Origin of the sequence: Dyella marensis, from assembly GCF_049532885.1 — a bacterium.
Classification (GTDB): domain Bacteria; phylum Pseudomonadota; class Gammaproteobacteria; order Xanthomonadales; family Rhodanobacteraceae; genus Dyella_D; species Dyella_D marensis.
In genome coordinates, this window is the sequence record NZ_CP064029.1 from 835668 (window position 1) to 850739 (window position 15072).

General features: G+C 67.6%; 9 protein-coding genes. 4 read left to right on the forward strand and 5 right to left on the reverse strand.

Features of this window, described 5'->3' with window-relative positions:
• The first annotated feature begins 124 nt into the window (after positions 1-124).
• The 4 genes from ISN75_RS03615 to ISN75_RS03630 all read left to right on the forward strand — a co-directional run bounded on the left by ISN75_RS03615 (position 125) and on the right by ISN75_RS03630 (position 6643).
• Positions 125-2467 carry a GH92 family glycosyl hydrolase gene (locus ISN75_RS03615; RefSeq protein ID WP_208399572.1) on the forward strand — a complete coding sequence of 781 codons (2343 nt, stop codon included), beginning with the start codon at positions 125-127 and terminating at the stop codon, positions 2465-2467.
• Between the two features lie 317 nt (positions 2468-2784).
• Positions 2785-4581, forward strand: a complete 1797-nt coding sequence (locus ISN75_RS03620; RefSeq protein ID WP_343819386.1) for a sensor histidine kinase — start codon at positions 2785-2787, stop codon at positions 4579-4581.
• Positions 4578-5048, forward strand: a complete 471-nt coding sequence (locus tag ISN75_RS03625) for a response regulator (RefSeq protein ID WP_167252428.1) — start codon at positions 4578-4580, stop codon at positions 5046-5048. The genes ISN75_RS03620 and ISN75_RS03625 overlap by 4 nt, the downstream gene beginning before the upstream one ends.
• A 29-nt stretch (positions 5049-5077) precedes the next feature.
• Positions 5078-6643, forward strand: coding sequence for a response regulator (locus ISN75_RS03630; RefSeq protein WP_168648093.1), 1566 nt, complete (start codon positions 5078-5080; stop codon positions 6641-6643).
• A gap of 421 nt (positions 6644-7064) precedes the next feature.
• Here ISN75_RS03630 and ISN75_RS03635 read toward each other — a convergent pair whose 3' ends face one another.
• The 5 genes from ISN75_RS03635 to ISN75_RS03655 form a co-directional block, all read right to left on the reverse strand.
• Positions 7065-8468, reverse strand: coding sequence for a sigma-54-dependent transcriptional regulator (locus ISN75_RS03635; RefSeq protein ID WP_167252426.1), 1404 nt, complete (start codon positions 8466-8468; stop codon positions 7065-7067).
• 80 nt (positions 8469-8548) lie between these two features.
• Complete coding sequence (locus tag ISN75_RS03640) at positions 8549-9640, reverse strand: alpha/beta hydrolase (RefSeq protein ID WP_343819385.1); 1092 nt, start codon at positions 9638-9640, stop codon at positions 8549-8551.
• Positions 9637-11313, reverse strand: coding sequence for a trehalase family glycosidase (locus ISN75_RS03645; RefSeq protein ID WP_343819384.1), 1677 nt, complete (start codon positions 11311-11313; stop codon positions 9637-9639). Before ISN75_RS03645 ends, ISN75_RS03640 begins: the two co-directional genes overlap by 4 nt.
• Positions 11314-11496: 183 nt before the next feature.
• A complete protein-coding gene (locus tag ISN75_RS03650) occupies positions 11497-13758 on the reverse strand; it encodes a glycosyl hydrolase family 95 catalytic domain-containing protein (RefSeq protein ID WP_343819383.1) in 2262 nt (753 codons plus the stop codon).
• 31 nt (positions 13759-13789) lie between these two features.
• Positions 13790-15052, reverse strand: coding sequence for an MFS transporter (locus tag ISN75_RS03655; protein ID WP_243867810.1), 1263 nt, complete (start codon positions 15050-15052; stop codon positions 13790-13792).
• Positions 15053-15072 lie beyond the last annotated feature (20 nt).

Genomic DNA, 15072 nt, shown 5'->3' on the forward strand with positions numbered 1-15072 from the left:
TCGGTGGGGTGTTAGCTTCCCCGGTTTGGAACGATCCAAACTTGCCGGCCAGGACGGTCGACCAAGCAGCAGGCACCTCGGTCGACCGGAATTGCGCCGCAAACCACGTCCTGGGGAGATGCCGATGGTCAAGTTTTCGTTTAAGCCGGGCTTCGCGCCGGCCCTGCTGGCACTGGCCTTGTCGCTGGCGGCGGGGGCCGGCCACGCCGCCGAGCCGGGCCACGCCGCGGACGTCGACCCGCGCATCGGCACCGGCGGCGACGGCCATACCTTCCCGGGCGCCACGGTGCCGTTCGGCATGATCCAGCTCTCGCCCGACACGGCCATGCCGGATTTCAAGCACGCCTATAAGTGGGCCGCCGGCTACCAGTACGGGGACACCAGCCTGCTCGGCTTCTCCCATACGCATTTCTCCGGTTCCGGCCATTCGGACCTGGGCGATGTGCTGGTGATGCCGGTGGCCGGCGAGCCGAAGCTGGAACCGGGCGACCCGGCCCAGCCCGGCAGCGGCTACCGCTCGCGCTTCAGCCACGACAGCGAAAAGGTGGAAGCGGGCTATTACGCCGTCACCCTCAGCGACTACCAGGTGCGCGCCGAACTCACCGCCGGCCGCCGCGTGGGCTGGCACCGCTACACCTTCCCCGCCGGGCAGCCGGCGCATCTGCTGCTGGACCTGCGCCCGAGCATCTACGACTACGCCGGCAAGGTGCTGTGGTCGTCGCTGCGCGTGCATAAGGACGGCGCCGTCACCGGCTGCCGCCAGACCCGCGGCTGGGCGCCGGGCCGCGAGCTGTGCTTCGCCATGCGCTTCTCGCAGCCGCTGGCCGCGCGGCATCTGTACGACCGCGAGACCGACGTGGCCTACAAGGGCTTCAAGGGCCCGGGCCACCAGCCGGAAGACCAGGACGCGCAGCAAGGCCGCGCCATCGTCGGCGTGTTCGACTTCGGCCAGCTCAAGCAGCCGCTGCAGGTGAAGGTGGCGATCTCGCCGGTAAGCGAGGCCAATGCGCTGGCCAACCTGGACACCGACGGCAAGGGCTGGGACTTCGACGCCCGCCGCGCCGAGGCGCGCAACGCGTGGAACCAGGTGCTGGGCGTGGTCGATGTGGACGCGCCGAAGGAGCAGCGCACCAGCTTCTATACCTCGCTGTACCACGCCATGCTGTCGCCGACGCTGAGCATGGACGTCAACGGCGACTACCGCGGCCCGGACAACGCCGTGCACCGCGCGCAGGGCTTCGAATTCCATTCCACTTGGTCGCTGTGGGATGTGTACCGCGCGCAGCAGCCGCTGATGGTGCTGTTGCAGCCGCAGCGCAGCGTGGACTTCGTGCAGTCGCTGATCGCCGCGCGCGAGGCCAGCCCGTTCGGCATCCTGCCGGTATGGGCGTACCAGGGCCTGGAGACGTGGTGCATGATCGGCTACCACGCGGTGCCGGTGATCGCCGACGCCTATGTGAAGGGCATCCGCGGCTTCGACGCCAAGGCCGGCCTGGACGCGATGGTGGCCAGCGCCACCTATGCGCCGTACGGGGGCCTGGGCGAATACATGCAGCGCGGCTACGTGCCGATCGACAAGGAGCCGGAAGGCGCCTCCAAGACGCTGGAATACGCCTACGACGACTGGACCATCGCGCAGATGGCCAAGGCCATGGGCCGCCAGGACGTGGCCGCGCAGTTCGCCAGGCGCGCGGGCAACTGGCGCAACGCCTACGACGCCAAGACCGGCTTCATGCGCGCGCGCAAGACCGACGGCCAGTTCCGCGAACCGTTCAATCCCGACGTGGCCGGCTACGGCAGCGACTACACCGAAGGCAATGCCTGGCAGTACAGCTGGTACGTGCCGCAGGACGTGGCCGGGCTGATCGCGGCGATGGGCGGCGACCAGGCCTTCGTGCGGAAGCTGGACAGCGTGTTCGACGCCAAGGTCGATCCCAAGCAGTTCGCCCATGTGGAGGACATCACCGGCCTGATCGGCTGGTACGCCCACGGCAATGAGCCCAGCCATCACCTGGCCTACCTGTACGACTACGCCGGCGCGCCGTGGCAGACCCAGCAGCGCCTGAAGCAGATCATGGACAGCCAGTACGCGCCGCGCCCGGACGGCCTGGCCGGCAACGACGACCTGGGCCAGATGTCGGCCTGGTACGTGTTCACCGCGCTGGGTTTCTACCCGGTCGCGCCCGGCAGCGACGAGTACGCCATCGGCCGTCCGTTCGTGCGCAAGGCCACGCTGCATCTGCATGGCGGCAAGACCTTCACGGTGTCCGCCGAGCCGCTGGACGACGCCCATCCTTACGTGGGCGAGGTGACCCTCAACGGCAAGCCGCTGGACCGCGTGTTCCTCCATCACGGCGAGATCCTGGCCGGCGGCGAGCTGCACTTTCGCATGCAGGCGCAGCCGGACCGTAGCTGGGGGCAGGCGGCTGCGGCGAGGCCGGCGGCGATGAGTGCTTACGGGAAGTAAAAGAAAAGAAACCTTCTCCCCTCCGGGGAGAAGGTGCCGGCAGGCGGATGAGGGGCCGGGGCTCGCCACAACGTATCAACGGGGCGAAGTAAAGAGTTTTTGAGCTTGTCGCGAACCTTCGCGCCACGCTCCGCCCGGCCCCTCACCCCGACCCTCTCCCCGGAGGGGAGAGGGAGTTAGCGTGAAGGGGAGAGGGAGCAAAGCCGCAGGCAAATCGCCGCGCCGTGACATCCCCGCTGGCAGGCATCAGATGATTCTGTAACCATCGGCGTATGCCGCACTCCCCGTGGAAACTTACGCCGGTCACCCGACCCCGGATGCGGGATCGCGTGGCGCTGCGCTGGCGCCTGGGCGGCCTGCTGTTCGCGGTGCTGGTGATCGTGGCGCTGCCTTACATGGTGACCCGCAGCGGCTCGCGCGACGCGCTGGATGCCAATGCCCGCGTCACCCATTCCTCGGAAGTGAAATCGCTGACCTACCGCATCGCCTACGTCACCCGCGACGGCGAGGCGGCGCTGTACCGGCTGCTGGACGGCGACGACAACCCGCAGGTGCGCGTGCGCGCCGGCCGGGCCAGCAAGGAAATTCCCGGCCTGCTCGCGCAGCTGCGCGACATGACCCGCGACAACGCCGACCAGCAGGCGCGCATCGGCGCGCTCGGCAGCATGGTCAGCGGCCGCCTGGCCCTGCTCGACCAGGCCATGCTGCGCTATCGCCAGGGCGATGTGCGCGCCGCCAACGATGCGCTGCGCGATTCCGGCACCCTGTTCAAGATGGACGACCTGATCGACGGCATCGTGCAGAGCGAGGACGACACCTTGCTGGCGCGGCGCAGCCAGGCGCGCGCCGCTTCGTCCAACAGCAGCCTGGCGCTGACCATCACCGCCAGCGCGCAGGTGCTGCTGCTGGCCATCGTGGTGATCGTGTCCGAGCGGCAGATCAGCCGGCGCCTGCAGGCGGAAGAACGCGAAGGCCAGGCGGTGCAGCGCTCGCAGCTGATCGTGCAGGCGGTGCGCGAGCCGATCGCGCTGCTGGACAGCAAGCTGTGCACCTTGCTGGTCAACGCGGCGTTCGGCGAGCTTTATGGCATTCCGCCGTCGAACCGGCATTCGCTGCCGCTGGTGGAGATCGGCGATGGCGCCTGGCGCGACAGCGCCTTGCAGCAGCGCCTCAACGACGTGCTGCTGCTGGACCGCGAGCTGTGGGACTACGAACTGCTCCAGCGCACCATCGACGGCGTCGACCGCCACGTGGTGATCAACGCCCGCCGCCTGCAGCAGGACGACGGCGGCGAGCCGGTGCTGCTGCTCACGGTGAGCGACGTCACCGCGCGCGCCCTGGTCGAGCAGCAGGTGAAGGAACTGAACCGCCAGCTCGAGGGCAAGGTGGCCCAGGTTTCCGACGTGAACCGCGAGCTGGAAGCCTTCAGCTATTCGGTCTCGCACGACCTGCGCGCGCCGCTGCGCCATATCGCCGGCTTCGCCAGCAAGCTGGAACAGCATCTGGGCGAGGGCGCGGACGACAAGTCGCAGCATTATATCGACGTGATCAGCGACGCCGCCCGCCGCATGGCCCAGCTGATCGACGACCTGCTGGTGTTCTCGCGCCTGGGCCGCGGCGCGCTGCGGCTGCAGCCGGTGGACATGCAGTCGCTGGCGGAAGAGGCGCGCGTGCTGGCCGAATCCGAGGTGCACGGCCGGCGCATCCTGTGGTCGATCGCGCCGCTGCCGATCGTGATCGGCGACGAGAACATGCTGCGCACGGTGTGGCAGAACCTGCTCGGCAATGCGGTGAAGTACACCGGCAAGTGCGAGGTGGCGAATATCGGCGTGGAGATGCGCCGCGGCGACAACGGCGACTACGAGTTCGTGGTCAGCGACGACGGCGCCGGCTTCGACATGCAGTATTCCGGAAAATTGTTCGGCGTGTTCCAGCGTTTGCACCGCGCTTCGGAATTCCCCGGCAATGGCATCGGCCTGGCCAATGTGCGGCGCATCGTGCAGCGCCACGGCGGCAAGGTGTGGGCCGAGGGCAGCCCGGGCGAGGGGGCGCGTTTCCACTTCACCCTGCCGGCCTCCGACCTGGCCGACGCGTTCGCGCAGGAACGGCAATGAGCCTGGGTACGGTCACCCGCAACGCGCCGGCGCACGGTGTCCTGCGCAGCATCCTGCTGGCCGAGGACAGCCCCGCCGATGCCGAGCTGGCGCTGGAGGCGCTGCGCAGCGCGAATCTGGCCAATCCCATCGTGCACGTCGAGGACGGCGTGGACTGCCTGGATTACCTGCACGGCCGCGGCGCCTGGGCCGGACGCCCGCCGCTGGATCCGGCGGTGGTGCTGCTGGACATCAAGATGCCGCGCGTGGACGGCCTGGAAGTACTCACCGAGATGCGCGCGGACGAACGCCTGCGGCGCATCCCGGTGGTCGTGCTGTCGTCCTCGCGCGAAGAAAGCGACCTGGCCCGCAGCTGGGACCTGGGCGTGAATGCCTATGTGATCAAGCCGGTCGACGTCGACCAGTTTTTCGAAGCGGTGCGCACGCTCGGGCAGTTCTGGGCGGTGCTGAACCAGGCGCCGGATTGAAGGCGCCGCGCCGCGAAGGTATTGCTTACATGCCAGATAAACCGAACATTCCCCAGCCGCCGCCGTTTCCGCGCATCCGCGTGCTGCAGATCGAGGACAGCCTGCCCGACGCCGAGCTGGTGATCTCCGAACTCGAAGCCGACGCGATCGACTTCGAGGTGCGCCTGGTCGACGACGAGACCGGCTATCTGCGCGAGCTGGAGGACTTCAAGCCGCATATCGTGCTGTCGGACCTGAGCATGCCCGGCTTCTCCGGCGAGCGCGCGCTGGAACTGCTGCGCGAGCACGACCGCGACCTGCCTTTCATCTATGTCTCGGCCACCCTCGGCGAGGAAGCGGCGATCGCGGCGCTGCGCAACGGTGCCACCGATTACATCCTGAAGCAGAACCCCGCGCGCCTGGCCAGCGCCGTGCGCCGCGCCCTGCGTGAGCACGAAGCGCAGAAGGCGCAGCGGCGCGCCGAGGCGGAGCTGATCCGCGCGCAGCGTTTCGAAAGCCTGGCCATGCTGGCCGGCGGCTTGAGCCACGACCTGCGCAACCTGCTGCAGCCACTGCTGCTGGCTGGCGAAAGCCTGCAGGATTACCAGGACGACCCGCGCCTCGCGCGCCTGGGCAAGCTGGTGCGCGATTGCGGACGGCGCGGCCTGGACATGGTGCAGTCGATGCTGTCCTTCGCCCGCGGCGCGCGCCGCGCCGAACAGGTGCGGGTGGGCGCGCTGCTGGATGCGCTCAACCTGCTGCTGCAGGGCAGCGTGCCGCGCAATGTCGCGCTGGAGCTGGCGGTGGACGATCCGGAGCTGAGCTTCTCGGGCAACCATACCGAGCTGCAGCAATGCCTGCTCAACCTCAGCCTCAACGCGATCCAGGCCATGCCCGGCGGCGGCGAGCTGCGCATCGAGGCGGGGCAGCAGCTGCTGGCGGCCGATTTCTTCCAGGAAGGCGAGAGCGCGGAAGAAGGCCGCTATCTGCGCCTGAGCGTGATCGACACCGGCTGCGGCATGGACGAGGCCACGCTGGCCCATCTGTACGAGCCGTTCTACACCACCAAGGAAGGCGGCACCGGCCTGGGGCTGCTCTCGTGCAAGCGCATCGTGGCCAGCCACGGCGGCGCGATGCGCGTGGAGAGTGCGCTGGGGCAGGGCACGGGGTTCCATCTCTATCTGCCGCTGGGCGCGCAGCTCGAAGAGATGCCCGAGGGCGAGGACGACGAGCATCTGCTGGGCAATGCCGAGCGCGTGCTGGTGGTGGTGGAGGAGGCGGCCCAGCTCTCGCTGCTGGTGGATACGCTGGATGCGTGGGGGTATCAGGCGCATGCCAGCCAGAGCGGTACGGCGGCGTTGCAGTGGATCGAGGCGCATGGGGTGCCGGATCTGGTGCTGATGGATGCCGATATGAATCTGTTTACCGGGGTGCGGACGCTGGCGGCGTTGATCGATCATGGGTATCGGCGGGCGGTGGTGTTGTTGACGCGGCCGGATGCGCCGCCGGATCTCGACGAGATGCCTGAGGTTGAGCGCCTCTATCTGGTGGATAAGCCGGTGGCTACTTTCAAGTTGTTGGGGACTTTGCGCGAGGCGCTGGATGGAGAGGGTTGAGGCGGGCCTCTCCTACCCGTCATCCCGGCGTAGGCCGGGATCCAGTAACGACCACGCCTGGTTTTTGCGGTGCCGCGGACTGGCCGCTTATGCAGCGGGCATTTCGGACGCCTGCCGGCGCCCGAGTCACTTTCTCTTTGCTGGCCCAAAGAGAAAGTAACCAAAGAGAGAATGGCCTCAGAGCAAAGGCTCGCGACGCGACTAGAAGGAGCAGTGGGCGTCTGCGGTAACTTGATTAACCTGGGTCTATACGAAACGACTGTGCGTTTACGTAGCGGCTGCTTCAACGTGCCGTGGCCGAGAGGACGTTCAAGAACTGAGGCCAGCTTTTGCTTTTCGTTCCTGCCTACCTCACGCCATCACCCCTCTCCCCTCCGGGGAGAGGGCAGGGTGAGGGGCCGGGCGGAGAGGGGAGGTGGGGTCAGTCGATCCCGAGCTTCTTCAGCTTGTACCGCAACGCGCGGAACGTAATGCCCAGCTTCTTCGCGGCCGCGGTCTTGTTGTACCGCGACTCTTCCAGTGCCTTGATGATCGCCGTGCGCTCGATGTTGCTGATGTAGTCGTCGAGGCCGCCGTCGGCGGTGGGCGATGGTGCCGGTTGGGTGGGGCCGGATGCGGGGGCGCCGGGTGGGGGCGGAACTGCTGTATCGGCTGCGCGTGCCGTGCGCTGGGGCAGCATCAGGTCGGCTACGTCGATTTCGTCGCCTTCGCACATGGCCATGGCGCGTTCGAGGATGTTTTCCAGCTCGCGCACGTTGCCGGGGAAGTCGTAGCCGTCCAGGGCCTGCTGCGCGGCGGGCAGCAGGCGGCCGGGGTTGCCGCCGCTCTTGATGGAGAGCTGGCGCAGGATGTAGCCGGCGAGGAGGGGGACGTCGCCGCGGCGTTCGCGCAGGGGCGGGACGCGCAGTTCGATCACGTTGATGCGGTAGAACAGGTCCTGGCGGAACTGGCCTTGCTCGACCAGGGCCGCGAGATTCTTGTGCGTGGCCGACAGGATGCGCACGTCGACGGGGATCTCCTCGCGCGCGCCGATCGGGCGCACGGCCTTTTCCTGGATCGCGCGCAGCAGCTTCACCTGCATGTGCAGCGGCAGTTCGGCCACTTCGTCAAGGAACAGGGTGCCGCCGTTGGCGGCCTGGAACAGGCCTTCCTTGTCGCTCACCGCGCCGGTGAAGCTGCCCTTGCGGTGGCCGAAGAATTCGCTCTCCATCAGCTCGGACGGAATCGCGCCGCAGTTCACCGGCACGAAGGGGCCGGCCGCGCGCGGGCCCTGCTCGTGGATCAGGCGGGCGACCAGTTCCTTGCCGACGCCGGATTCGCCGGCGATGTACACCGGCGCCTGGTTGCGCGCCAGCTTGCCGATGGTGGCGCGCACCTGCGCCATCGCGGGGGAGTCGCCGATCAGGCGGTCGCCGGCATTGGGCGCCTTGGCCGCGCCGCCGCCGGCGCGCTTTTCCTCGGCCAGGCGCAGCGCGGTGCGCACCAGCTGGCGCAGCATCTGGATGTCGACCGGCTTGGACACGAAGTCGAAGGCGCCGGCCTTCAGCGCGCTCACCGCGGCGTCGACGTTGCCGTAGGCGGTGATCATCGCCACCGGCATGTCGGGGTGCTTGGCGGCGATCAGCTCGATCACCTCGTGGCCGGTGCCGTCGGGCAGGCGCATGTCGGTGAAGCAGAGGTCGTAGGTGCGCTCTTCCAGGGCGCGACGCGCGTCCGCCACCGTACCCACCGCATCGACCTGCAGGTCCATGCGACCCAGGGTGATGGTCAGCAGTTCGCGAATATCGCGCTCGTCGTCGATGACGAGGACGGTCTGTTGGCTCATGTCATCCAGCTGGCTTTCAGGTGCGGGCTAGGATACCCGCCCCCTCCCCGAGGGGCAAAGCCTGTCCGTCCGGCGCGTTTTCAGTGTCCCAGGTGCCGGTCGAAGAAACGCCAGATCACGCGGTAGGCATCCTTGGATTCCGGCATGTCGGGGTCGGAGAAGAACGAATGCCACATGCCGTCCCACACGTGCAGTTCCGCTTCCACGCCGGCCCGGTCCAGCAGCGTGTGGCTGTGGATCACCGCGCTCATGGCCATGTCGCGCGTGCCGGAAATCAGCAGGGTAGGCGGGAATTTCGCCAGCAGCGCGGGCGAGTTGGCCGCGAATACCAGCGGATCGTCCGCGCTGGCGCCCTTGAAGTAGGGCAGGTCGCCGAGCTGCATCGATCGCGGGGGAATCGGCTTGCCGTTGAGCGGCGAGGCGATATAGCTCTCGTCGCCGCCCAGCGGGGTGACGCCGGCGCAGAACATGCCGATCGCGCCGGGCAGCGGCAGCCGGTCGTGGATCAGCCTGGCGGTGACCTCGCCGGTGAGGATGCCGCCGGCGGAGCAGCCGTAAATGCCTACGTTGGCCGGCTGGTAGTGCTTGAGCAGCTCGCGGTACACCGCCACCACGTCGTCGGTGGCGGCGGGAAAGACGTGCTCGGGGCCTTCGCGGTAATCCACCGTCACCACCTTCACGCGCCCCACGCCGGCGATAGGGATCGCCTCGACCAGGCCGCCGCTGTGCGCGCCCCACAGGAAGGCGCCGCCGTGCAGGTTGATCAGCACCCGCGCCTGGTTCGCCGGCGCCACGCCTTGCGCGGGCAGCACTACGTCCACCGCCACGTTGGCGATGCGCCCGGCGGCGATCTTCACCGGGTAGATCTGCTGCATGCGCGCAGCGCGGGCGCTGTTCATGCGGTCGTAGAACGCGCGGTTCTGCTCGATCGGCGCGGTCAGCGGCGGCGCCTTGTCGCCTTCGGCCAGCATTTTCGGGAAGAACGCGCGCGACTCGGGGGAGGCGAACACGGAATACGGCACGGTGGCATTGCCGATGAAGATACTGGCGTCGGCTTTGTAGCCGGTGGCCGGCGGCGCGGCCTGGGCGCTCGCGAGGTTGGCGCCGGACAGCAGCGCGGCGGCGACGCAGGCAAGCCGGAACGTGCGCATGGCGAAGGCTCCCCGCTTCATGGTGCGGTTCCGGTGGCGCGCTGCTTCTGCGCCGGCGCGTTCTTCTGCAGGATCTCCTGCAGCTTCAGATACACCCCGTTGGTCCAGCCGAAGCCGATCACGTTCTCGCTGTAGCCCGCGCTGACGCGCACGTCGGCATTGCCCTTGGCCATGTTGTATTTCTCGCGGATGGTGCCGTCGTCGGCGAGGCCGCGGTCCACCGTGGCGGTGAACTTGCCGGCGAGGCGGCGCGCGTCGTCGTGGAAACCGTAGTCGTCCAGACCCTTGATCGCCAGCCAGTTGGTCGGCGCCCAGCCGAACGGATCGTTCCATTGCACGCCGGCGGGCTGGTTGTCCATCGACAGTCCGCCGCGGCGCTCGAACACCGGCAGCTTGCCGCGCACGGCTTCGGCCTGCTGCGGAGACGCAGCGCCGGCCCATAGCGGGTAGTAGGTGTTGAGATAGGGCGTGGGCGAGGGCTTGCCGGCGACGAAGTCGTAGTCGCGGTACATGCCGTCTTCGGCGCGCCACAGGTATTTATCCATGGCCTGCTTGCGCGCCGCGGCGGCAGCCGTCCAGCGTTCGGTGTCCCTGACGTTGCCCAGGCGTTTGGCGAAGGCGGCCAGGTCCAGCTCGTAGCGGTAGAGCAGGCTGTTGAGATCGACCGAAGCGTAGTGATGGGTGGAACCGCCGAACGGGCCGAAGTGGAAATTGGTGTCGTAGCCGGATTCGCGCATGGCGCGGTCGCCATGGTAGTAGTCGGCCGTGAGGCGGTAGCCGTCGTACCAGTTGCCCAGGCACACCTTCGAAGCGCGCACGTCGCAGCTTTCCCTGGCCAGCCGCGCGGCTTCGGCATCGTCAGGCCTCTGCGCGCCCTTCAGCAGATAGCCCGGATCGTCCTTGGGATGCGCGCGCAGCCACTTGATCACCTTCACGTAGAAGTCGTCGCTGTTCTGCGCTTCCAGCACCGGGCCGTCGCCCAGGTCGTAGTAGCGCGCCAGGCCGGTATCGCCGGCGCGGTGTTCCTCGCGCGTCCACACGTCGTGGTTGCGTACCGCCAGCGGGTAGGCGTTCGCCAGCCAGGTGTTGCGCTCGGCGTCGGAGGCGAAGGCGTCCGGGTCGTCCAGCACGGTGGCCATCATCGCGGTGAGGAAGGGCGGCTGCGAGCGGCTGAGGTAATAGGTGCGGTTGGCATTGAGCACCGCGCCGTAGTGCTCCACTTCGAACAGCGCGTTGTCCACCATGTCGCGCGCCAGCTTGCCGCGCTGGTCGGCAGCCAGGCCCAGCACGATGAAGTAGCTGTCCCAGCCGTACATCTCGTTGAAGAAACCGCCGGGCACGACGTAGGGGTGCGGGAGGTAGAGCAGGCCTTGCGCGGGGAGCCTGGTGGCGTCGATGTCGCCCAGTTGCTGGATGACGCGCGGCAAGGGATGGATGTCGACGCCGCAGCGCTTGCCGATGTCGGCGAGGGCGGGCGGGACCTTCATTTCCGCCGGGACGTAGAGCACGGGGTGGCCGACGATCTTGGGGTCGGTCAAGGCGTTGCACTGGTCCTGGGAGCGGGTGAGCGTGGTCCAGGCCTTGTCGATGTAGGTGCGGGTTTTGGCGGGGTCGGGCGTTGCAGCGTACGCAGTGGCAGCGGCGAACGTTGCGGCGAAGAGAGCGATGCGTAGCAAGTGGGGAGAGCGGGTCATGGGTGGGGTCCTCGCTTCGGGAATTGCTTGTCCTCAGTCCTCAAACTCGAACCCTTCTCCCTCCGGGAGAAGGTGGCGGCAGCCGGATGAGGGTCCGGGCGGAGCGGTGCACATCACACTTGCGCTCCGCCCGTACCCTCACCCCAACCCCTCTCCCAAGGGGAGAGGGGCTTCAGGCCGCGATCAATCGGGCCGCGCGACACGCGTCAGCTTCGCCTTCCCATCCGCACCATGCTCGATGCCGATGTCGAACACCTTCCCGCGGTAATGCACCCCCTGCAGCTTCACCGACTTCCACGCCGGCGGCAGCACCGGCGCGTAGGCCTCGCTCAGCCCGTTGTCGTCGATGCGCAATCCGCTCAGGCCATACACGAAGCTCTGCACGAAGCCCGCCGAGGTGGACAGGATGTAACCCGCGTTATTCGCCACGGTCTCCGTGCGTACATTGAACGGGGGTTTGAGAAACCCGGCCAGGTTGCGATGGATCCACTCGCCCGCCGTCTTGCCATCGCCCAGCTCGGCCGCGCCCACCGCAAGCATCACCATCATCATCTCGTTCGGATCGTCGCCATGCACCTTCAGCTCGTGCAGCTGGAAGTCGAAGTTGTTGCGGCGGATCTGCGGCGTCATCGGCAGGTCGAGGTTGGGATACATCAGCCAGATCAGCGAGGAACCCATCCAGGTGATCTTGTCGTGCGGCACCGAAGCGTCGAAATCGAGATGGCGCTGGTTCTGCTGGTCGAACGGGATATACATCTTGGCGACGATCTCGGCCCATTTCGGGTCCGCCGTCTCGCCCACCTTCCTGGCCGCTTCCTGCGCGATGCGCAGTGCCTTGGCCGCGGCGGCATTGGTGAAGGAGTCGTTCGGCACGTCGTTATAAGCCTCGTCGGGCGAGGTGACGTGGTGGATCTCGTAGCGGTCGTGCGCCTTGTCGTAGGTGACGCGGCTGACCCAGAACTCGGCCACCTCGCGGATCACCGGCCAGCCGTACTGCTTCAGCCAGGCCTCGTCGCCGGTGGCCTGGTAGTACTGCCACTGGGCGATCGCCACGTCGGCGTTGACGTGGATCTCGCGGTACACGTCGTAGGCGAAATGCGGCGTGTAGTCCTTGCCGGTTTCCGGATCCGCTTCCCACGGATACATGGTGCCGCCCGCACCGTATTGCTTGGCGCGTTCGCGCGCCGGCTGCATGGTGCGGTGGCGGAACATCACGATCGGCTTGGCGCGCTCCGGGTGCAGCAGCAGCAGCGCCGGGAACACCCAGGAATCGCTGTCCCAGAACGCATGGCCGGCATAGCCCGGGGTCAGCGCGCAGGCGCCCATCGGCCAGGCGGTGCCGACGGTGGAATTGGCCAAGAGGTAATAGAGGTCGGAATGCACGGCCTTCTGCACGGCCGGATCGCCGTCGACCACGATGTCCGACTTCCACAGCTCATGCCATGCGGCCTTGTGCGCGGCCAGCAGCTGGTCGAAGCCGGTGGCGCGCGCCTGCTTGGCCAGCGCCAGCGTGGCCTTCGCATCGCCGCCCCAGCCCTGGCGCGACAAGGCGGCATACTTGGTGAAGGCGTAGGTGCGTCCCTTCTGCACGCGCGCGGTGACGTTGAGCGAGAGGCGGAACGGCGTCTTCTCCAGCTTCACGTCTTCCACGTTCAAACCGGCGGGCAGGCTGACGGCAATCGCTTCGGCCATATCCAGGCCCTGCTCGGCGCGGCCGTCCAGCCACAGCGTGAGGTCCTTGCTGTCGCCGTCGCTGGCGCCGATGCGCGTCACGCCGTGGTACCACACGGCGGCGCGGTCCGGCGTGGGCACCGGCTTGTTGTTGAGGTTCTGGCCGCTGGCGATCACCGACTCGATCATCTGGTCGCCGGTGAGCTTGCCGATGGGAAAGCGCGGCTGGTGCTCGGACCATAGGCGGATGGGAAAAGTCAGCTGCACGCTGCCGTCGAACTGCGGCGTGATCGTCAGCCGCGTCGCGGCGAGGTGGCTGGCATCCTGGCTGACGAACGTCGTGACCTTCACGTCGGTGGACTTGTTCGCATAGACGAAGCGGTAGCTGGTGGCGAGCGTGGCGTCGCGCATGTCCAGCGTCTGTGCGTAGCCGGTGAAGATTTCCTTGCCCAGGCGGGTGGAATTGAGCCAGCCGCCGCCGGGGTTGTAGTCGATCTCGCTCCAGCCCGGTATCGCGGCGGGGCGCGCGATATCGTCCCGGGCGTAGTCCATGAAGGCGACCATATAGCCCATCGCGGGCTCGGTGCCGCGGGCGGTGGTCATGCTGGAGAAATAGCCGTTGGCGAGGTAGCCGGGAAAGTAGCTGTCGAAGTCGGCCGAGGTGCCGGTGAGCACGAAGCTCGGGTCGCTGTTCGCGTCCTGCGCCAGGGCGGGGCCGGCGGCGGCGAGCATGAGCAGGGCGGCAAGGCCCAGGCGGCGACAGCGTATTGGCATGGCTACTCCCATCATCGAATCCTTGCAGGGCTTATTCCGGGGCGAGGTCGGACGGCGCGGGCAGCGCGCCCGCGCGGTCGGCCTCGCGCTTGAAGAAGAACAGCGCCACCAGCACCAGGCTCATCGGCACCAGCGAGAAATAAAAGGCGTGGATGCCGCCGAAGCTGGCGAACACCACCGCGGTGATGCGCGAACCCAGGGTGCCGCCCAGCGCGGAGAAGATCACGATCAGGCCGGTCATCGCCGCATGCAGCGGCTTGGGCAGCGAGCTCAGCGCCACCGAATTGATCACCGGATAGATCGGCGCCATCAGCAGCCCGATCAGCGGCAGCAGATAGGCCGCCGGCGGCGCATTGAGCCAGCCGATATCCGGCCGCGCCACGGTGTGCTGCGCCAGCGGCAGCACCAGCAGCACCAGCACGCCCATGCCGATCACGCACAGATTCAGCAGCGTGTGCCACGGCATGCGCCGCAGCACCTGGCCGGCGGCGATGCGGCCCAGCGCGGTGCAGCCGGCCAGGATGCTGGCGAGCTGGATGCTCATGGCATTGGGCAGGTGCAGGATCTCGTTGTTGAAGGTGGGCAGCCAGGTGCCGAAACTCTGCTCGATCAGCACGTACAGGAAGGCCGAGATCAGGAACACGTTCACCAGCGGCCGCAGCATCAGCTTGAACATCGCCGCGGCCGAACCGCCCAGCGATTGCACGCCGCCGCCATGCGCGGCCGATTCGTCCAGCCGGGTGCCGGCCAGCAGCACGAACACCAGCACGCACAGCACCGCCAGCAGCCAGTACACGCGGAACCACACCGGGTTGGCCGGATCCGCATGGTCGATGAAGGCGCTGAAGATCCAGCCGCTGAGCAGCACGCCCAGCATGAACAGGCCTTCGATGGTATTGGTCAGGCGGCCATGCTCGGCGCGGCCGCGGGTGAGCAGGCCGATCGAGGAATACACCGAGACCTTGGTCAGCGCGAAGGCGACGCCCACGCAGGTGAACAGCAGCTCGGTGGTGTGGAAAGAGGGATACAGCGGCATCAGCGCGCAGGCGCAGCCGACGATGGCCAGCGCGATCATCATCGCCCGGCGATAGCCCAGCATGGGCAGGAAGGAGGCGACCAGAAAGGAAGTGACCGCGATCGGCAGGTCCTTGAACAGCTCCAGCAGGCTGGCCTGGGGCTTGTCGATGCCGAACGTGTGGATCGTCTGCAGGATCACCGTGCCGACGCTGTTGAGCAGGATCGCGAAGATCATGTAGATCAGCGCGAGCGCAGCGATCATGCGGAATCGGTTCATGGCCACTCGCTTGCGGGTCG

Bases quoted from the DNA above. Each gene is read 5' to 3' on its own strand.
- ISN75_RS03640 (WP_343819385.1), bottom strand. From the start codon at position 9,640: ATGAAGCGGGGAGCCTTCGCCATGCGCACGTTCCGGCTTGCCTGCGTC.
- ISN75_RS03620 (WP_343819386.1), top strand. From the start codon at position 2,785: ATGCGGGATCGCGTGGCGCTGCGCTGGCGCCTGGGCGGCCTGCTGTTC.
- ISN75_RS03645 (WP_343819384.1), bottom strand. From the start codon at position 11,313: ATGACCCGCTCTCCCCACTTGCTACGCATCGCTCTCTTCGCCGCAACG.
- ISN75_RS03650 (WP_343819383.1), bottom strand. From the start codon at position 13,758: ATGCCAATACGCTGTCGCCGCCTGGGCCTTGCCGCCCTGCTCATGCTC.
- ISN75_RS03655 (WP_243867810.1), bottom strand. From the start codon at position 15,052: ATGAACCGATTCCGCATGATCGCTGCGCTCGCGCTGATCTACATGATC.
- ISN75_RS03625 (WP_167252428.1), top strand. From the start codon at position 4,578: ATGAGCCTGGGTACGGTCACCCGCAACGCGCCGGCGCACGGTGTCCTG.
- ISN75_RS03615 (WP_208399572.1), top strand. From the start codon at position 125: ATGGTCAAGTTTTCGTTTAAGCCGGGCTTCGCGCCGGCCCTGCTGGCA.
- ISN75_RS03630 (WP_168648093.1), top strand. From the start codon at position 5,078: ATGCCAGATAAACCGAACATTCCCCAGCCGCCGCCGTTTCCGCGCATC.
- ISN75_RS03635 (WP_167252426.1), bottom strand. From the start codon at position 8,468: ATGAGCCAACAGACCGTCCTCGTCATCGACGACGAGCGCGATATTCGC.